Here is a 15,578-nt window from a genome sequence, read left to right as displayed (position 1 = left end):
ACCCGACAGTCGCCGCCAGCGCTTGTGCGCGTAGTCCGGAAGCGATGGCCCGGATCAGGAGTCGGCCTTGCCCGGTGGCAGCTTGACCTTGGTGACCGTCACCGACACCGGGTCGCTGGCGGGAAAGGACTCTTCCACGCCGCTGTCGAGCGCGTCCTCGCTCGGTGCCTCGTGGGTGGGCTTGTCGTGTTCGGGGGCGGGCTTGCCGTGCGACTCGGCGGTGGGAAACGGAAAGGGCTTGCTGGTGTCCTTGGGGTCGCGGGTGTCGGTCTTCGAGGCCATGGGGTTCTCCTTCCAGAAAGGGAAAGCACTCGGTGCATCCATCCATTCTGGAAAGCGGCCCGCCCTGGCGCGTAGGACAACACGCGCCCTGGGCCGTCGCCGCGAGGGCGCCCGCCTCAGCGGGGAATGCGGATGAAGTCTTCCGAGGTCAGCGAGATCAGGCAGCGCGGCTCGTCGCGGTAGCGTTCCCGGGCCTTGGCCTCGATCGCGTCGAAATAGGCGCGGCAGGCCTCGAGCAACTGGGGGCCGCCCTCGCGCACGCCGAATTCATCGTGCAGCGCGTCTTCCGTGATCTCGGCCAGCACGCGCTGGCCCTGCGGACCATGCGGGTAGAACGCGAAGCGCACCGTGGCGGTGTCGAAGCAATAGATTCCTTCGAAGTTCATCTCTCTTGTCTCCAGCGGGTTGCATCTTGTTTCGTCGCGCCGACTAGAGCGCGCCGCGCGCCAGCTTTTGCGAGGACGATTTCGCGTCCCCATGCAGGAATCCGCCTACAACACCAAAGGCCTCGCGACGCTGCGCCTGCGCGCATCGGCGATGTCGTCCCACGCCGGCCTCCCCCTGTCTTCGGCGAGGCTTTGGACTTCCAACCCGAGGACCTCCACGACCATGAATACCACCGCCACTTCACGCCTCGACGCCCGCATCGCCGGCGTGGTCGAGTTCCGCGCGGGCGATGGCCCGCAGATCCGCATTCCCGAAGGCGTCTGCCAAGCGCTGGTCGCGGACGACAGCGTGGTGCTGACCTGGACCGAGGACGGCAATCCGCTGACCGCCGCGATCCCGCGCATCGAGTTCGACCGCTTCGTCACCGAGGGCCAGATCGTGCTGGGCCACGCGGAAGAGGACGCCGCCGACGCGCCGAAGAAGGACTAGCGCAACGGCCCGCGGGCCGGTGGTGGCTTGCTTGAAAAGGCGGGCGCGAGCGACGACGATGCGTGCCGCGCCATCCGCGCCACGCCCTGGAGTCCTTCGCGCTTGAATCCGCTGCCCCCTTTTCCTCACGCCTGGCGTGCCCGCCTGGCCGATGCCCACTGGCAGCGCCAGACGATCGGCGAATCGGGCGCCGATGTGTTTCGCATCGAAACCGCCGATGGCGAGCTCCTGTTCCTCAAGTCCGAGCCCGTGGCGCCCCTCGCTGAACTGCCGGGCGAGATCGCGCGGCTCGAATGGCTCGCGCGCCAGGACCTGCCCGCGCCCGCAGTGCTCGACCAGGCCATCGAACACGATCGCCATTGGCTGCTGATGAGCGCCGTGCCGGGCCGCGATCTCGCATCGGGCCCGTTCCGCCCGGGCGAGATCGTCGTGCACATGGCCGATGCGCTGCGCCTGCTGCACCGGGTGCCGGTCGCCACCTGCCCCTTCGACCATCGCCTGGCACACCGGATCGAGGACGCGCACGCGCGCGCCGTGGCCGGCCTGGTCGACGAGAGCGATTTCGACGACGAGCGCGCGGGCTGGACCGCCCTCGATCTGTTCGAGCGACTGCGCGCGACGCGGCCCGCGAACGAGGACCTCGTCGTGACCCACGGCGATGCCTGCCTGCCGAACCTGATGGCAACGGCCGACGGCTTCACGGGCTTCATCGACTGCGGCCGCGTCGGCGTGGCCGACCGCTGGCAGGACCTCGCACTGGCCGCGCGCAGCATCGGCTTCAACCTCGGCGAGGCCTGGACCGCGCCCTTCTTCGAACGCTACGGCATCGCGCCGGATGCCGAGCGCATCGCGTTCTACTGCCTGCTCGACGAGTTCTTCTGAAGGTGCGCCGAAGGTGGCGCGGGGAGAATGCGGGCATGAAATTCGATCCCCTGCCATCGCAGTGCCTCGTCGACCAATCGCTGGAGATCCGCCTGCGCGGTCTCGCACCCGGCGAGCGCGTCGTGCTGCAGCTGTGCAACCGCTTCGGCCATCAGGTGATGCAATCGGAGGCCCACTTCGTGGCCGACGCCAGCGGCACGGTCGATCCCGCGCGGCAGTCGCCGGTCGCGGGCAGCTACGAGCGCGCCGACGCGATGGGCCTGTTCTGGTCGCGCGCGCTGGTGCCGCCCGAGCGCATCGGCGGCATCGCGGTCCTGCACGACGATCCGCTGACCGCCACGCTCAGCGCGGTGCGCGAGAGCGACGGCAGCGCGGTCTCGGTCTCGATCCGCCGCGTGTACGTCGGCGACGGCGTGCGCCAAAGGGAGGTCAGGGAACGCGGCCTGGTCGGCCGGTTGTTCGAACCAGCGGGCGCGGGTCCGCATCCGGCCGTGCTCGTGCTCGGCGGATCGAACGGCGGCCTGGCGTGGTCGCAGGAGATGGCCGCGCTGCTCGCCTCGCATGGCTTCGCCGCGCTGGCGCTGGCCTACTTCGCGGCCGAGGGACTGCCGCCCACGCTCGACCGCATTCCGCTCGAGTACTTCGGCACCGCGCTCGAATGGCTGGCCGAACAGCCCGGCGTGCGGGCCGACCGCATCGGCACCGTGGGCGTGTCGCGCGGCGGCGAACTCGCGCTGCTGCTCGGCGCGCACTGTCCCGCCATCGGCTGCGTGATCGGCTATGTGCCCAGCGGCATCGTATGGCCCGCCTATCCCGCGAGCGGCCACGGCGCATGGACGCTGGACGGCCAGGAGATCGCTTTCGCCTCGACGCTCACGCATGCGCAGTGGGACGAAGCCGTCGCCAAGGGCCTTGCGCGAGAAGACAGCTTCGACTGGTACCTGATCCCGCTGCGCGATCCCGCGCTGGTGGAGCAGACCGCGATACGGGTCGAGAACATCAACGGCCCGGTGCTGCTGATCTCGGGCGAGGCCGATGGCCTGTGGCCCTCGACCGATCTCGCCGACTTCGCGCTGCAGCGCCTGCTCGAGAAAAGATTTCCGCACCGCGCCGAGCACCTGAGCTACCCGCGCGCCGGCCATTCGATCGCGTGGCCGAACGCGCCGACCACCATGACGCGCTCGGTCCATGCGATATCCGGCGAAACGATGGACATGGGCGGCACGCCCGAGGGCAATGCGCGGGCGCGCAGTGCATCGTGGCCACGCATGCTCGCCTTCTTGCGTGATGCACTGCAGCGCTGAAACCGCCCCCGGATTTCCGTCGCCTTACCACGATTTTTCGGACGGAACCGCGAGGTGGCGCAGTCTTTTTTGCACGCCCGCGCACCCCTGCCTATTCAACAGGCAATGTGGCGGGAAGCCCCGCCAATCCTCGCTTCGCGAATCCGCTCCCCGCACAACCCACAGAGTTGTCCACAGAAAAATCGAACAAGTCATCAAACCGACTTGGCCGCGACATATCCCTTGAACATTTCCCGCAGGCGGGTCTTGAGCAACTTTCCGGTGGCCGTATGCGGCAGGCTGTCGACGAAGACCACATCCTCGGGCAGCCACCACTTGACAACGCGCTGCGCGAGGAAATCGCGCAGCTGCGAAGCGGTCACTTCGCTGCCGGGCCGCTTCACCACGATGAGCAGCGGCCGCTCGGTCCACTTCGGATGCGGGATGCCGATGACCGCGGCCTCGGCCACCGCCGGATGGGCGCTGGCCGCGTTCTCGAGGTCGATCGACGAGATCCATTCGCCGCCCGACTTGATCACGTCCTTCGCGCGGTCGACCAGCTGCACATAGCCGTCGGCATCGATGGTGGCCACGTCGCCGGTCGGGAAGAAGCCCTCGGCATCGAGCACGCTGCCGCCCTCGCCGCGGAAGTAGCCGCTCGCGATCCACGGCCCGCGCACATGCAGGTGGCCGAAGGCCTTGCCGTCGTGCGGCAGGCGCCGGCCGTCCTCGCCGACGATCTTGAGCGCCACGCCCCAGACGCCGCGGCCCTGCTTCATCTTGATGCCGATCTTCTCGTCCTCGCTCAAGGCCGCATGCTTGGGCAGCAGGTTGCCGATCACGCCGATCGGGCTGGTCTCCGTCATGCCCCAGCCCTGCACGAAGTCGGCGCCGAAGTCGCGTTCGAAACGCTCGATCATGCTGCGCGGCGTGGCGGCGCCGCCGAGGCCGATGCGCTTGAGGCCCAACGCGCGCGGATCGAGTTCGGGATGGGCATCGAAGTACTGGAACAGCATCAGCCACACGGTGGGCACGGCCTGCGAGATGCTGACCTTCTCGTCGCGCATCAGCTCGTAGAGGTTCTGCGCGTCGAGATGCGGGCCGGGCATCACCAGCTTGACGCCGGCCATCGCCGCCGCGTACGGCATGCCCCAGGCATTGGCATGGAACATCGGCACCGCGAGCAGCAAGGTCATGCCCGAGTTCACGCCGAAGGTGTCGGGCGTGCACTCCATCAGCGAGTGCAGCACGGTCGAGCGGTGCGAATAGAGCACGCCCTTGGGGTTGCCCGTGGTGCCCGAGGTGTAGCACAGCGACGAGGCCGTGCGCTCGTCGAACTCGGGCCAGTCGTAGTCCTCGCTCTGCGCATCGATCAGCTCGTCGAAGCACAGCAGGTTCGGCACGTCGATCGCCGGCATGTGGGCGCGGTCGGTCATCGCGATGAAGGCGCGCACCGAGCGCAGGCCCGGCGCGAGCTTCTCGACCAGCGGCGCGAAGCTGGTGTCGAAGAACAGCACCTTGTCTTCGGCGTGGTTCACGATGTAGTCGATCTGCTCGGGAAAGAGCCGCGGGTTGACGGTGTGCAGCACCGCGCCCGCGCCCGAAACGCCGAAGTACAGCGCCAGGTGCCGGTGCGTGTTCCAGGCCAGCGTGCCCACGCGGTCGCCGGGTGCGATGCCGAGCTGCGCCATCGCATTGGCCACCTGCTTCGCGCGCCGGTGCACCGCGCCGTAGTCGGTGCGCACGATCGGTCCTTCGACGCTGCGCACCACGATCTCGGTGTGCGGGTGGAAGGTGGCGGCATGCTCGATCAGCGACGAGATCAAGAGCGGGCGGTCCTGCATCAATCCGAACATGGGTGTCTCCTTTTTCTGCCGGAATTCGGGGAAGCGGACATCCGGACGCAGAGGACGCGAAGGTTGCTCATGGCCTTGCGGGCCTTGTTCGGGGTGCAATGGCCGCCGAAGCACGGCCCCATCATTTCGGCTGTTCTTTCGCGCCCTTCGCGAAACCTTCGCGTCCTCTGCGTCCGGTATCCGCTTTCTCTCGCGCCTCAGAGCCGCTCGACGATCGTCACGTTCGCCATGCCGCCACCCTCGCACATGGTCTGCAGCCCGTAGCGCTTGCCGCGCTGGCCCAGCGCATGCACGAGCGTGGTCATGAGCTTGGTGCCCGAGGCGCCCAGCGGATGGCCGAGCGCGATGGCGCCGCCGTGGACGTTGAGCCGCTCGGGATCGGCGCCCGTCACCTGCAGCCAGGCCAGCGGCACCGGCGCGAAGGCCTCGTTGACCTCGAACAGGTCGATGTCGGAGATCTTCATGCCGGCCTTCTGCAGCGCGCGCTGCGTGGCCGGGATCGGTGCCTCGAGCATGATCACCGGGTCGTGGCCCATCACGCTCATGTGGTGGATGCGCGCGAGCGGCTTCAGGCCGAAGGTCTTGAGGCCGCGCTCGTTGACCACCATCACGCCGCTGGCGCCGTCGCAGATCTGGCTCGCGGTCGCGGCGGTCACGCGCCCGCCCTCGGCGATCAGCTTGACCGCGCCGATGCTCTCGAGCGTCGCGTCGCCGCGGATACCCTCGTCGGCCAGGTGCATCTCGCCGGGCTCGCTGCCATCGGCCAGCCGCACCGCCACCGGCACGATCTCGCGCTCGAAGTGGCCGGCGCGCGTGGCCGCGGCCGCGAGCTGGTGGCTGCGCAGCGCATAGGCATCGAGCTCGGCGCGCGCGATGCCGTAGTTGGCGGCGATCATCTCGGCGCCCGTGAACTGGCTGAACTCGACGCCGGGGTAGCGCTTCTGCATGCCGGGGCTGACATAGAAGCCCAGGCCGTTCTTCAGCGGCAAGGTGGTCGGCAGGCCCATGGGCACGCGCGTCATGCTCTCGACGCCGGCCGCGATCGCCACGTCCATGCTGCCCGACATCACGGCCTGGGCCGCGAAATGCAGCGCCTGCTGCGACGAGCCGCACTGGCGGTCGACCGAGGTGGCCGGCACCGACTCGGGCAGGCGCGAGGCCAGCACCGCGTTGCGCGCGATGTTCGAGGACTGCTCGCCGGCCTGGCCGACGCAGCCCATGATGACGTCCTCGATGGCGGCGGGGTCGACGTCGGTGCGCGCGACCAGCGCGTCGAGCACCTGCGCGGCGAGGTCGGCGGGATGCCAGCCGGCCAGGCGGCCGTTGCGGCGGCCTCCAGCGGTGCGGGCGGCGGCGACGATATAGGCTTCGGGCATGGGTTCTCCTGGGGCTTCGATGGGACTCTGGGAATTGTTGGCCCCCAGGATACGGCGGGCGTCGTCGGATCGGACGATTTTGGGCGCGGCTCAACGGTGGCGGAACACCGGCTCGCGCCGGCCGAGAAAGGCCCGCATGCCCTCGCGCGCATCCTCGGTCGCAAAGCGCGCATGCAGCTGCCGGCGCTCGAACAGGATGCCCTCGGACAGCGAGGACTCCCAGGCGCGGTTGACCGACTCCTTGATCGCGACCAGCGCCGGCAGCGAGAAGCCGGCGATGCGCGCGGCCAGCGCCAGCGCCTCGTCCATCAGCGAGGCGGAAGGCACGACGCGCGACACCAGCCCGTAGCGGTCGGCCTCGTGCGCATCGAGCACGCGCGCGGCCAGGCACATCTCCATCGCCTTGGCCTTGCCGATGGCGCGCGGCAGCCGCTGCGTGCCGCCCGCACCCGGCAGCATCGCGAGCCTGACCTCGGGCAGCGCGAAGCGTGCCGACTCGGCCGCCAGCACGATGTCGCAGGCCAGCGCGAGCTCGCAGCCGCCGCCATAGGCGAAGCCCGCCACCGCGGCAATCACGGGCTTGCGCACGCGGCGGATGGTTTCCCAGTTGCGCGTGATGAACTCCTGCGCGACCACCTCGGCATGGTCCCATTCGGCCATGGCCGCGATGTCGGCCCCGGCCGCGAAGGCGCGCTCGTCGCCCGTCAGCACGATGGCACCGATGCCGGCATCTGCATCGAAGGCCAGCAGCGCGGTGCCGAGCGCGTCCATCAGCGCGTCGTTCAGCGCGTTCATCTGCCGCGGGCGGTTCAGCGTCACGACGCCGACGCGGCCCTCGGCGCGCACGAGGATCGGTGCTTCCAGCTGCATGCGGGCCGGCTCCCGTTCAGTCGACCACGATCTTCTGCCGGGCGATCAGCGCGGACAGCACCGCGCCCTCCTCGGCCAGCAGCTTGCGGAACTCGGGCGTGTCCATCGCCACCGGCTCCGCGCCCAGGTCGGCATAGCGCGACTTCAGCGCGGGCTGCGCGAGCGCCTTGCCGATCTCGCGGCTCATGCGCGCCAGCACCTCGGGTGGCGTGCCGTTGGGCGCCCACATGCCGAACCAGATGTCGAGGTCGGCGCCCGGGAAGCCCTGCTCGCCGATGGTCGGCACCTCGGGGAAGAAGGGCGAGCGCTTGGCGCTCACGATGCCCAGCAGCTTGGCCTTGCCGGTGCGGATGTGCGGGAAGGCGATGCCCGGGTCGCAGACGAAGTCGGCCTGGCCCGAGAGCACGTCCTGCAGCGCGGGCGCGGCGCCGCGGTACGGCACGTGGGTGGCCGAGACCGCGGTGGCCTGCTTGAACAGCTCGCAGGCCAGGTGCGGCGGCGTGCCGGTGCCGGCCGAGGCGTACGAGAAGGTGCCGGGCTTGGCGCGCGCCAGCGCGACCAGTTCGCGCGCATCCTTCGCGTTCATCTGCGGCTTGGCCACCAGGTACATCTGGGTGCGGCCCACGGTCGCCACCGGCGACAGGTCGCGCGAGGGCAGCAGGGTCGACTTGAACAGCGACGGGTTCGCGGTCTCGACCGAGGTCGGCGCGATCAGGAAGGTGTGGCCGTCGGGCGCCGCGCGCACCACCTCGGCGGCCGAGATGTTGCCGCTGGCGCCGGGCTTGTTGTCGATCAGCACGGTCTGGCCCAGCGACTCGGTCAGCGACTGCGCGAGGATGCGCGCCATCACGTCGGTGCTGCCGCCGGGCGCGAAGCCCACGACCACGCGGATCGGCTTGGTGGGCCAGGCCGCGGGCGACTGCGCGAAGGCGGCGCCCGCGAGCGCGAGGCAGCCGAGCGCGATGAAGGCCCGGCGCAGGCGCGCCGGGGCCGGGAACGAAATGGCCATGTCTTGTCTCCGTTGTGTTTTGGGGGGTGCTGTCGTCCTCGGGTCCGCGCCGGGCTCAGCCCGCCGTGCCCGCCTCGTTCGCCTCTTCCGCGCGCAACAGCTCGCGCAGTTTGAATTTCTGGATCTTTCCCGAGGGCGTCGAGGGCATGGTCTCGCGCAGCACCAGCCGCTCGGGGATGTACTGCAGCGCCACCTTCTGCGCCTTGAGGAAGTCCGAGATCGACGGCAGGTCGACCCGGCAGCCGGGCCGCGGCACCACCACCGCGCAGGCGCGTTCGCCCAGGCGCTCGTCGGGATAGGCCACGATCGCGGCCATCGCGATGTCGGGGTGGCGGTAGAGCAGCGACTCGATCTCGACCACCGGGATGTTCTCGCCGCCGCGGATGATCACGTCCTTGGTGCGGCCCGCGATGCGCACATAGCCGCGCTCGTCGATGCGCGCGAGGTCGCCGGTGTCGAACCAGTCGTCGGCATCGGTGCCGTTGAGCTGCGGGCGCTTCAGGTAGCCGCCGAAGTTGGAACAGGCGCGCAGCAGCAGCCGGCCCACCTCGCCCGGAGGCAGGCGCTGGCCGTCGACGTCGACCACCTGGATCTCCACGCCGGGCAGCGGGCAGCCGTCGGTCTGGATCGAGCGCTCGTCGTCGTCGTCCAGCCGCGTCAGCGTGACCGCGCCGTTCTCGCTCATGCCCCAGGCCGAGACAATCTTGGCGCCGAGCGCGCGCCGCGCCTGCTCGACCAGCGCGCCCGGGATCGGCGCGCCCGCGCAGAGAAAGACCTTCAGCGACGGCACCTCGGTGCCGGTCTCGGCCACCGTCTTCGCGAGGTCCGAGAGAAAGGGCGTGGACGCCATGGTGAAGCTCGCGCGCTCGGCGTTGATCGCGGCGATGGCCTGCTTCGGGTCCCAGATGTCCTGCAGCACGGCCGAGGCACCGAGCATGATCGGCATCATCAGCCCATACATGAAGCCGGTCTGGTGCGCCATCGGCGAGGCCATCAGCACCACGTCGTCCGCGCCCAGGCCCAGGCGCTGCGCGTAAGGCACGATGTTGGCCATGGTGGTGTTGGCCGAGTGCATCACGCCCTTGGGCTCGCCGGTGGTGCCCGAGGTGTAGATCAGCTGCGTGATGTCGTCGGGCCCGGGCCGGCCGCGCGAGAGGATCGCGGCGGCGTCGGGCGCGTCTTCCCAGGCCGGTCCCGAGAGCAGGGCATCGAAGCTGTTCGGCCCCGCGCCGCCCACGATCACCACCTGCCGCAGCGCGGGCAACTCGGGCTGCAGGCCCGTGACCATGGCCTCGAAGTCGAAGCCGCGGAAGCGCGCCGGCGCGATCATCACCTTGGCCGCGCCGTGCTTCAGCATGAACGAGAGTTCGCGCTCGCGGAAGATGTGCATCAGCGGATTGATCACCGCGCCGATGCGCGAGCAGGCCAGGTAGGTCAGCGTGAACTGCCACCAGTTGGGCAGCTGGCAGGCCACCACGTCGTCGCGCCCCACGCCCAGGCGCGACAGGCCCACCGCGATGCGGTCGGCCATGCGGCCGAGCTCGCGGTAGCTGAAGCGCTGGATGGCACCGTCCTCGATGCACATCGCGCTCAGCGCCAACTTGTCGGGCGTGGCCGCGATGCAGGCATCGAGCGCGTCGTTGATGGTGCGGTCGTGCCACAGGCCCTCGGCGATCATGCGCGCGCGGCGCGGCGGCAGCAGTACGGCGTCGAATTCCATGATGTCGTGTCTCCTCGTTGTCGTGCGAAACCGGGGCAAGACCAGGCTCAGGCCGGCACGGCCGAGCGCCCGGCGCGCGTGCGCGCCACGATGGTCTTCATGATCTGGGCCGTGCCGTCGCCGATCTGGAAGCCCAGCACGTCGCGCAGCCGCTGCTCCATCGGCCCGCGGTCGTAGCCGCCATGGCCGAACATCAGCAGGCACTGATGAATGGCGTCGTAGGCCAGCTTCGGCGCCCACCACTTGCACATGGCGGCCTCGGCCGTGTGCGGCGCGTCACGGTCCTTGAGCCACAGCGTCTGCAGGCACAGCAGGCGCGCGGCCTCGACCTGGGTGTCGAAGTCGGCGAGCGGATGCGACACGCCCTGGAAGGCCGACAGCGGCTTGCCGAAGGCCTCGCGCTGCGCCACGTAGTCCCAGGTCTCCTCGAGTGCCACGCGCGCCACGGCCAGCACCTGCAGGCCGATCAGCGCGCGCGAGAAGTCGAAGCCCTGCATCACCTGCACGAAGCCCTTGTTCTCCTCGCCCAGGCGATGGTCGAGCGGCACGCGCACGTTCTCGAAGAACAGCGAGCCGCGGCCGATGGCGCGCTGGCCGTGGCAGTCGAAGCGGTTGCGCGTGAGGCCGGGCGCATCGGCGGGCACCAGCAGCGCGGTCACGCCGTGCGCGCCCGATTCCACCGGGCCGGTGCGGCCGAACACCACCACCGCGTCGGCCTGGTCGGCCGCCGAGATCGAGGTCTTCTCGCCGTTGATCACGTAGTGGTCGCCCGCGCGCTCCACGCGCAGCCGCAGGTTGGCCGCGTCCGAGCCGCCGCGCGGCTCGGTCAGCGCGATCGCGAACAGCGCCTCGCCGCGCGTGAGCTTCCGCAGCCACGGTCCCGCCACCTCGGGGCGGCCGTGCTCGGCCAGGATCTGGCCGTTGAGCGAGGCCAGCAGGTTGATGTAGCTCAGGCTCAGGTCGGCGCGCGCGATCTCCTCGTGGATCACGCCGGCCGCGAGGCAGCCCATGCCCTGGCCGCCGTGTTCCTCGGCGAGCTCGGGCGCGATGAAGCCCATCTCGCCCATCTCGCGCATCAGCGCGCGGTCGAGCACGCGCGTGGCGTCGCGCTCGAGGAAGCCCGGCGCCACGCGGCCGGTGGCGAAGCGGCGCGCATGCTCGGCCAGCGCGGCGAGGTCGTCGTCGATGTAGGGGTTCATCGCGGTGCTCTTCGCTGCGCGGCTACTTCGCGTACTTGCGGAACTCGGGCTTGCGCCGTTCCTGCAGCGCCTTCACGCCCTCGCGCGACTCCTCGGTGTCGTAGTAGAGCTTGAGCGCGTACATGCCCATGCCCGCGATGCCGGCCTGGTGCGCGGTGTCGGCATTGAAGCTGCGCTTGGCGATCGCGATCGCCGTGGGGCTGCGCTCGCAGATCTCCTCGGCCCACTTCTGCACCTCGGCGTCGAGCTGCTCGTGCGGCACCACCGCGTTGGCCAGGCCCATGGCCACGGCCTCGGCGCCGCTGTAGCGGCGGTTCAAGTACCAGATCTCGCGCGCCTTCTTCTCGCCGACCACGCGCGCCAGGAAGGCGGTGCCGTAGCCCGGGTCGACCGAGCCCATCTTCGGGCCGACCTGGCCGAAGACGGCCTTCTCGGAGGCGATGGTGAGGTCGCAGATGGTGCACAGCACGTTGCCGCCGCCGATGGCGAAGCCCTGCACGCGCGCGATCACCGGCTTGGGCACGTTGCGGATCGCGTCGTGCAGCTCCTCCATCGGCAGGCCGATGGTGCCGCGGCCGTCGTAGTTGCCGTCGTGTGCCGACTGGTCGCCGCCGGTGCAGAAGGCCTTCTCGCCGGCACCGGCCAGCACGATGGCGCCGACCTCGCGGTCGTAGCCCGCGCGGTTGAGCGCGCGGATGATCTCGTCGCAGGTCTGGCCGCGGAAGGCATTCATCTTCTCGGGCCGGTTGATGGTGATCCACGCCACGCGGTTGCGCACGTCGTAGAGGATGTCTTCGAACTGCATGTGTTGCTCCTTGGGATCCGTAGGGGGCCGGGGTCAGCCGTTCATCGTCAGGCCGCCCGAGACGCTGAGCACCTGGCCGGTGACGAAGGCCGCGTCGTCGCTCGCGAAGAACAGGATCGCGCCCGGCAGGTCGTCGGGCTGGCCGATGCGGCCCAGCGGGATGGAGCGCGTGAAGGCCTCCATCAGCTTCTCGGGATTGCCCGCGCCTTCCTTGTAGTCGGCGAACAGCGCGGTGTCGGTCGGGCCCGGGCACACCACGTTCGCGGTGATGCCGTGGCGTGCATGCTCGCGCGCGATGGTCTTGGTGAACGCGACCAGGCCGCCCTTGCAGGCCGCGTAGACGGCCTCGCCCGAGGAGCCCACGCGCGCCGCGTCCGAGGCGATGTTGACGATGCGGCCCGCCTTGCGCGCCGCCATGCCCGGCAGCACCGCGTGGTGCATGTGCAGCGCGCCCGTGAGGTTGATGGCGATCAGCTTCTCCCACTGCGCGGGCTCGGTCTTCGTGAAGGGCCGGAACACGTCCCAGCCCGCGTTGTTGACCAGCACGTCGATCGCGCCGAAGCGCTCGAGCACCGCGGCCACCGCGGCATCGACGCTCCCGCGCTCGGTGATGTCGCAACGCAGCGCGAGCGCGCGGCCGCCCTCGGCCTCGATGCGCGCGGCGACCGTTTCGGCGGCGCCGGGGTTCAGGTCGAGCACCGCCACCCGCGCGCCTTCGCGCGCGAAACGGCGGCAGGTCGCGCCGCCGATGCCGCCACCGCCGCCGGTGACGACCACTGTCTTGTCTTCGAATCGTTGCATCAGGTTCTCCTTGGATCCGCGGGCTTGCTATCGTTGGCCGGTCGCGCCGGCTTCGAATCGACATTTAGGTAAAGATGTTGACGTATTATGCGTTGGCATAGCTTCGCCGTGCAACCCAGTTCACGAAGATATCTATGGTTTCCCCTAATGAAAATGACGCTTCCGCCCGCATGGCGCTGGCCAACAGGGTTTTCTTTCGTCTCTACCAATGTGCCAACATGTTGCATAAAACGGGCACCCGCGCGGTCGAGAACGAGGGCCTGACCACGCAGCAATGGGCGGTGCTCGGCGCGTTGTCGCGCGACGAGGCGAAGGGGGGGATGAGCGTGGGCGACCTGGCGCGCTACCTGAAGGTGAGCCGGCAGAACCTCTCGGGCCTGCTGAGCCGCATGGAGCGCGACGGCCATGTGAAGACCGCGCCCGACGGGCGCGACCGGCGCTCACGCCTGGTGACGATGAGCGAGTCGGGACAGCATGTGTGGGTGGTCGAGGCGCAGCCGAAGATCTACGCCTACTACGAGCAGGTGCTCGAGGGCTTCTCGGTCAACGACGTGACCCACACCCTGCACTACCTGCTGAAGATCCTCGACAACATGCAGAAGGTGGACGACCGGCAGGGCGGGGCCGAGGAGCCGGCGGAGTAAGACTGCGCCAGCGCCGCACGCCTATCCGGGGATCGACGTCACCGCGTTGGACGAATACCTCGGGCTCGGCTGGCGCGAGGAGACATACAACCCCAGCACGACCAGCACGCCGCCGGCAACGGCCCAGCCGGTCGGCACCTCGCGCAGCAGGACGAAGGCGAAGGCACCCGCAAACAGCGGCTCGGCAAGCTCGAGCGTCTGCACCTGCCCCGGCGCGATGCATTGGATGGCACGCGTGGTGCAGACGAAACCCAGGACGGTCGGAAACACGGCCAGCAGCACGAGCGCGCCGACGGCCGACGCACGCCACTCCACGCGCGCGAGCGCATCGAACTGCACCATCGCCGCCAGGTAGAGCGACCCGAACAGCAGCAGTCGGGCGGTGAGCGCGAATCCGCCGGGCAGGCCGAACTTCTTCACCAACACGGAGAACACGCCATAGCCGGTGCCGGCGAGCGCCGCGAGCAGCAGGCCACGAGGGCTCTGGGCGACACTCACGCCGGCGACCATCCCCACGCCCAGCAGCGCGATGCCCAGTCCGATCCATTGGAAGCGACCGGGCCTGTCGCCCAGCAGCGGCCAGCCCAGCACGATCGCGGACAAGGCCGCAAAGGCCATCAAGGTCACGACCACGTTCGCCGTGGCCTCGTGCGCGTAGGCGGCGGTCTCGAAGTAGAACAGCACGAAGATCCCGAAGAACGCGCAGGCCGCTGCCTGCCACCACTTGCCGCGCCACCCGGAACGCAAGCCTGCCAGCCCGATCGCGCCCACCACGACGAATCCGATGAGGGTCTTGAGCGCCGCGATGGCATCGGCCTGCAATCCCGTCGCCACCACGAACTTGGTCAGGACGCCGATCGTTGCATTGAGCGCCGCGGCGGCGAGCGCGTAGAGCACGCCCTTGTGGAACTCACGCATGGAAGGCTCCGGACGGCGCAATCCGATGCGCTGTCGCCACGCGGTCGCGTGGCATTCGAGGATGAAGACGAAGGGGCAACTGAAGTTCTCGCGGATGTCGGCGCGCCGCGGCGCCGGTGGCTGGCGCGCGAGCATAGGACAACCGGGAGCGACGCCCCGAGGCACCGAGGAATATTCGGGGGTTGGCGCGAAAAAGTCGGCGCCGACGCCTCCGCCTACCGCGGCGCCATGCGAATCGCCCCGTCGAGCCGCACGCTCTCGCCGTTGAAGTAGCCGTTGGTGATCATCAGCTCCGCCAGCGCCGCGTACTCGGCCGGGTTGCCCAGCCGCTTCGGGAACGGCACCGAGGCCGCCAGCGCGGCCTTCACGTTGTCGGGCGCGCCCTGCAGCAGAGGCGTGTCGAAGATGCCCGGCAGGATGGTGTTGACGCGGATGCCCTCGCTCATGAGGTCGCGCGCGATCGGCAGGGTCATGCCGACGATGCCGGCCTTCGAGGCGGTGTAGGCGGCCTGCCCCATCTGGCCGTCCTGCGCGGCCACCGAGGCGGTGTTGACGATGGCGCCGCGCTCGCCGTCCTCGAGCATGTCGAGCGTGAGCATGCCGGCGGCCGACTTGGCGATGCAGCGGAAGGTGCCCACCAGGTTGATCTGGATGATGCGGTCGAAGTTGGCGAGCGGAAAGTGCTTGATCTCGCCCGTGGCCTTGTCGCGGCTCGCGGTCTTCACCGCATTGCCGGTGCCCGCGCAGTTGACCAGCACGCGCTCCTGGCCGTGCGCGGCGCGCGCGCGCTCGAAGGCCGCGTCGACCTGCGTCTCGGAGGTGACATCGACCTGGCAGAACACGCCGCCGATCTCGGCCGCGAGCGCCTCGCCCTGCGCCGCGTTGAGGTCGAACAGCGCGACCTTCACGCCATGGCCGGCCAGGCGCCGCGCGGTGGCCGCGCCGAGGCCGGAGGCGCCGCCGGTGACGACGGCGGCAATGCGGGAATCGAGTTGCATCTTCGGAGGTCCTTGCTGGATGGTTTGGCGCCGGCCAGTTTAGGAAGCAGAATCGACGC

Annotated in this window: 16 protein-coding genes; 4 read left to right on the top strand and 12 right to left on the bottom strand. The window is 69.6% G+C overall.

The window, feature by feature from the left end; all coding sequences use genetic code 11:
• Positions 1–54: 54 nt before the first annotated feature.
• Both KV106_RS11490 and KV106_RS11485 read right to left on the bottom strand, forming a co-directional pair.
• Positions 55–282 (bottom strand): hypothetical protein, encoded by a 228-nt coding sequence (locus KV106_RS11490; RefSeq protein WP_057589673.1) that lies wholly within the window; start codon positions 280–282, stop codon positions 55–57.
• Positions 283–398: 116 nt separating this feature from the next.
• Complete coding sequence (locus KV106_RS11485; protein ID WP_057589672.1) at positions 399–668, bottom strand: hypothetical protein; 270 nt, start codon at positions 666–668, stop codon at positions 399–401.
• Between the two features lie 223 nt (positions 669–891).
• Here KV106_RS11485 and KV106_RS11480 point away from each other — a divergent pair, with 223 nt between their 5' ends.
• The 3 genes from KV106_RS11480 (at position 892) to KV106_RS11470 (ending at position 3,344) form a co-directional block, all read left to right on the top strand.
• Positions 892–1,158: a hypothetical protein gene (locus KV106_RS11480; protein WP_057589671.1), complete on the top strand. Its 267-nt coding sequence runs from the start codon at positions 892–894 to the stop codon at positions 1,156–1,158.
• 102 nt (positions 1,159–1,260) lie between these two features.
• A complete protein-coding gene (locus KV106_RS11475) occupies positions 1,261–2,040 on the top strand; it encodes an APH(3')-II family aminoglycoside O-phosphotransferase (protein ID WP_261210389.1) in 780 nt (259 codons plus the stop codon).
• 35 nt (positions 2,041–2,075) lie between these two features.
• Positions 2,076–3,344, top strand: coding sequence for an acyl-CoA thioesterase/bile acid-CoA:amino acid N-acyltransferase family protein (locus tag KV106_RS11470; RefSeq protein ID WP_261210387.1), 1,269 nt, complete (start codon positions 2,076–2,078; stop codon positions 3,342–3,344).
• 194 nt (positions 3,345–3,538) lie between these two features.
• Here KV106_RS11470 and KV106_RS11465 read toward each other — a convergent pair whose 3' ends face one another.
• The 8 genes from KV106_RS11465 to badH form a co-directional block, all read right to left on the bottom strand.
• Positions 3,539–5,179, bottom strand: a complete 1,641-nt coding sequence (locus tag KV106_RS11465) for a long-chain-fatty-acid--CoA ligase (RefSeq protein ID WP_261210385.1) — start codon at positions 5,177–5,179, stop codon at positions 3,539–3,541.
• Between the two features lie 197 nt (positions 5,180–5,376).
• On the bottom strand, positions 5,377–6,555 hold the full coding sequence (locus KV106_RS11460; protein WP_208508608.1) for an acetyl-CoA C-acetyltransferase: 1,179 nt from the start codon (positions 6,553–6,555) through the stop codon (positions 5,377–5,379).
• Positions 6,556–6,645: 90 nt separating this feature from the next.
• A complete protein-coding gene (locus KV106_RS11455; protein WP_261210381.1) occupies positions 6,646–7,425 on the bottom strand; it encodes an enoyl-CoA hydratase-related protein in 780 nt (259 codons plus the stop codon).
• A gap of 16 nt (positions 7,426–7,441) precedes the next feature.
• The gene (locus tag KV106_RS11450) at positions 7,442–8,434 is read right to left on the bottom strand and encodes a Bug family tripartite tricarboxylate transporter substrate binding protein (protein ID WP_261210379.1); all 993 of its coding nucleotides are present in this window, start codon (positions 8,432–8,434) and stop codon (positions 7,442–7,444) included.
• A gap of 55 nt (positions 8,435–8,489) precedes the next feature.
• Positions 8,490–10,154: a cyclohexanecarboxylate-CoA ligase gene (gene aliA, locus KV106_RS11445; RefSeq protein ID WP_261210377.1), complete on the bottom strand. Its 1,665-nt coding sequence runs from the start codon at positions 10,152–10,154 to the stop codon at positions 8,490–8,492.
• Between the two features lie 47 nt (positions 10,155–10,201).
• A complete protein-coding gene (aliB, locus tag KV106_RS11440; RefSeq protein ID WP_261210375.1) occupies positions 10,202–11,353 on the bottom strand; it encodes a cyclohexanecarboxyl-CoA dehydrogenase in 1,152 nt (383 codons plus the stop codon).
• Positions 11,354–11,375: 22 nt separating this feature from the next.
• Positions 11,376–12,158, bottom strand: coding sequence for a 2-ketocyclohexanecarboxyl-CoA hydrolase (gene badI, locus KV106_RS11435; protein WP_057589662.1), 783 nt, complete (start codon positions 12,156–12,158; stop codon positions 11,376–11,378).
• A gap of 33 nt (positions 12,159–12,191) precedes the next feature.
• Complete coding sequence (badH, locus tag KV106_RS11430; RefSeq protein ID WP_261210372.1) at positions 12,192–12,959, bottom strand: 2-hydroxycyclohexanecarboxyl-CoA dehydrogenase; 768 nt, start codon at positions 12,957–12,959, stop codon at positions 12,192–12,194.
• Positions 12,960–13,093: 134 nt separating this feature from the next.
• Here badH and KV106_RS11425 point away from each other — a divergent pair, with 134 nt between their 5' ends.
• Positions 13,094–13,603 (top strand): MarR family winged helix-turn-helix transcriptional regulator, encoded by a 510-nt coding sequence (locus KV106_RS11425; protein WP_261210370.1) that lies wholly within the window; start codon positions 13,094–13,096, stop codon positions 13,601–13,603.
• Positions 13,604–13,624: 21 nt separating this feature from the next.
• Here KV106_RS11425 and KV106_RS11420 read toward each other — a convergent pair whose 3' ends face one another.
• On the bottom strand, positions 13,625–14,656 hold the full coding sequence (locus KV106_RS11420; protein ID WP_261210368.1) for a DMT family transporter: 1,032 nt from the start codon (positions 14,654–14,656) through the stop codon (positions 13,625–13,627).
• An 80-nt stretch (positions 14,657–14,736) separates the two neighbouring features.
• Positions 14,737–15,519 carry an SDR family NAD(P)-dependent oxidoreductase gene (locus KV106_RS11415; protein WP_057589659.1) on the bottom strand — a complete coding sequence of 261 codons (783 nt, stop codon included), beginning with the start codon at positions 15,517–15,519 and terminating at the stop codon, positions 14,737–14,739.
• Between the last annotated feature and the right edge of the window lie 59 nt (positions 15,520–15,578).

The organism is Variovorax endophyticus, assembly GCF_025376855.1.
Taxonomy (GTDB): domain Bacteria; phylum Pseudomonadota; class Gammaproteobacteria; order Burkholderiales; family Burkholderiaceae_C; genus Variovorax.
This window is presented reverse-complemented; position numbering and strand designations above follow the sequence as displayed.

Coding starts and splice junctions, on each gene's coding strand:
- KV106_RS11490 (WP_057589673.1), bottom strand. CDS start 282: ATGGCCTCGAAGACCGACACCCGCGACCCCAAGGACACCAGCAAGCCC.
- KV106_RS11485 (WP_057589672.1), bottom strand. CDS start 668: ATGAACTTCGAAGGAATCTATTGCTTCGACACCGCCACGGTGCGCTTC.
- KV106_RS11480 (WP_057589671.1), top strand. CDS start 892: ATGAATACCACCGCCACTTCACGCCTCGACGCCCGCATCGCCGGCGTG.
- KV106_RS11470 (WP_261210387.1), top strand. CDS start 2,076: ATGAAATTCGATCCCCTGCCATCGCAGTGCCTCGTCGACCAATCGCTG.
- KV106_RS11465 (WP_261210385.1), bottom strand. CDS start 5,179: ATGTTCGGATTGATGCAGGACCGCCCGCTCTTGATCTCGTCGCTGATC.
- KV106_RS11460 (WP_208508608.1), bottom strand. CDS start 6,555: ATGCCCGAAGCCTATATCGTCGCCGCCGCCCGCACCGCTGGAGGCCGC.
- KV106_RS11455 (WP_261210381.1), bottom strand. CDS start 7,425: ATGCAGCTGGAAGCACCGATCCTCGTGCGCGCCGAGGGCCGCGTCGGC.
- KV106_RS11450 (WP_261210379.1), bottom strand. CDS start 8,434: ATGGCCATTTCGTTCCCGGCCCCGGCGCGCCTGCGCCGGGCCTTCATC.
- aliA (WP_261210377.1), bottom strand. CDS start 10,154: ATGGAATTCGACGCCGTACTGCTGCCGCCGCGCCGCGCGCGCATGATC.
- aliB (WP_261210375.1), bottom strand. CDS start 11,353: ATGAACCCCTACATCGACGACGACCTCGCCGCGCTGGCCGAGCATGCG.
- badI (WP_057589662.1), bottom strand. CDS start 12,158: ATGCAGTTCGAAGACATCCTCTACGACGTGCGCAACCGCGTGGCGTGG.
- badH (WP_261210372.1), bottom strand. CDS start 12,959: ATGCAACGATTCGAAGACAAGACAGTGGTCGTCACCGGCGGCGGTGGC.
- KV106_RS11425 (WP_261210370.1), top strand. CDS start 13,094: ATGGTTTCCCCTAATGAAAATGACGCTTCCGCCCGCATGGCGCTGGCC.
- KV106_RS11420 (WP_261210368.1), bottom strand. CDS start 14,656: ATGCTCGCGCGCCAGCCACCGGCGCCGCGGCGCGCCGACATCCGCGAG.
- KV106_RS11415 (WP_057589659.1), bottom strand. CDS start 15,519: ATGCAACTCGATTCCCGCATTGCCGCCGTCGTCACCGGCGGCGCCTCC.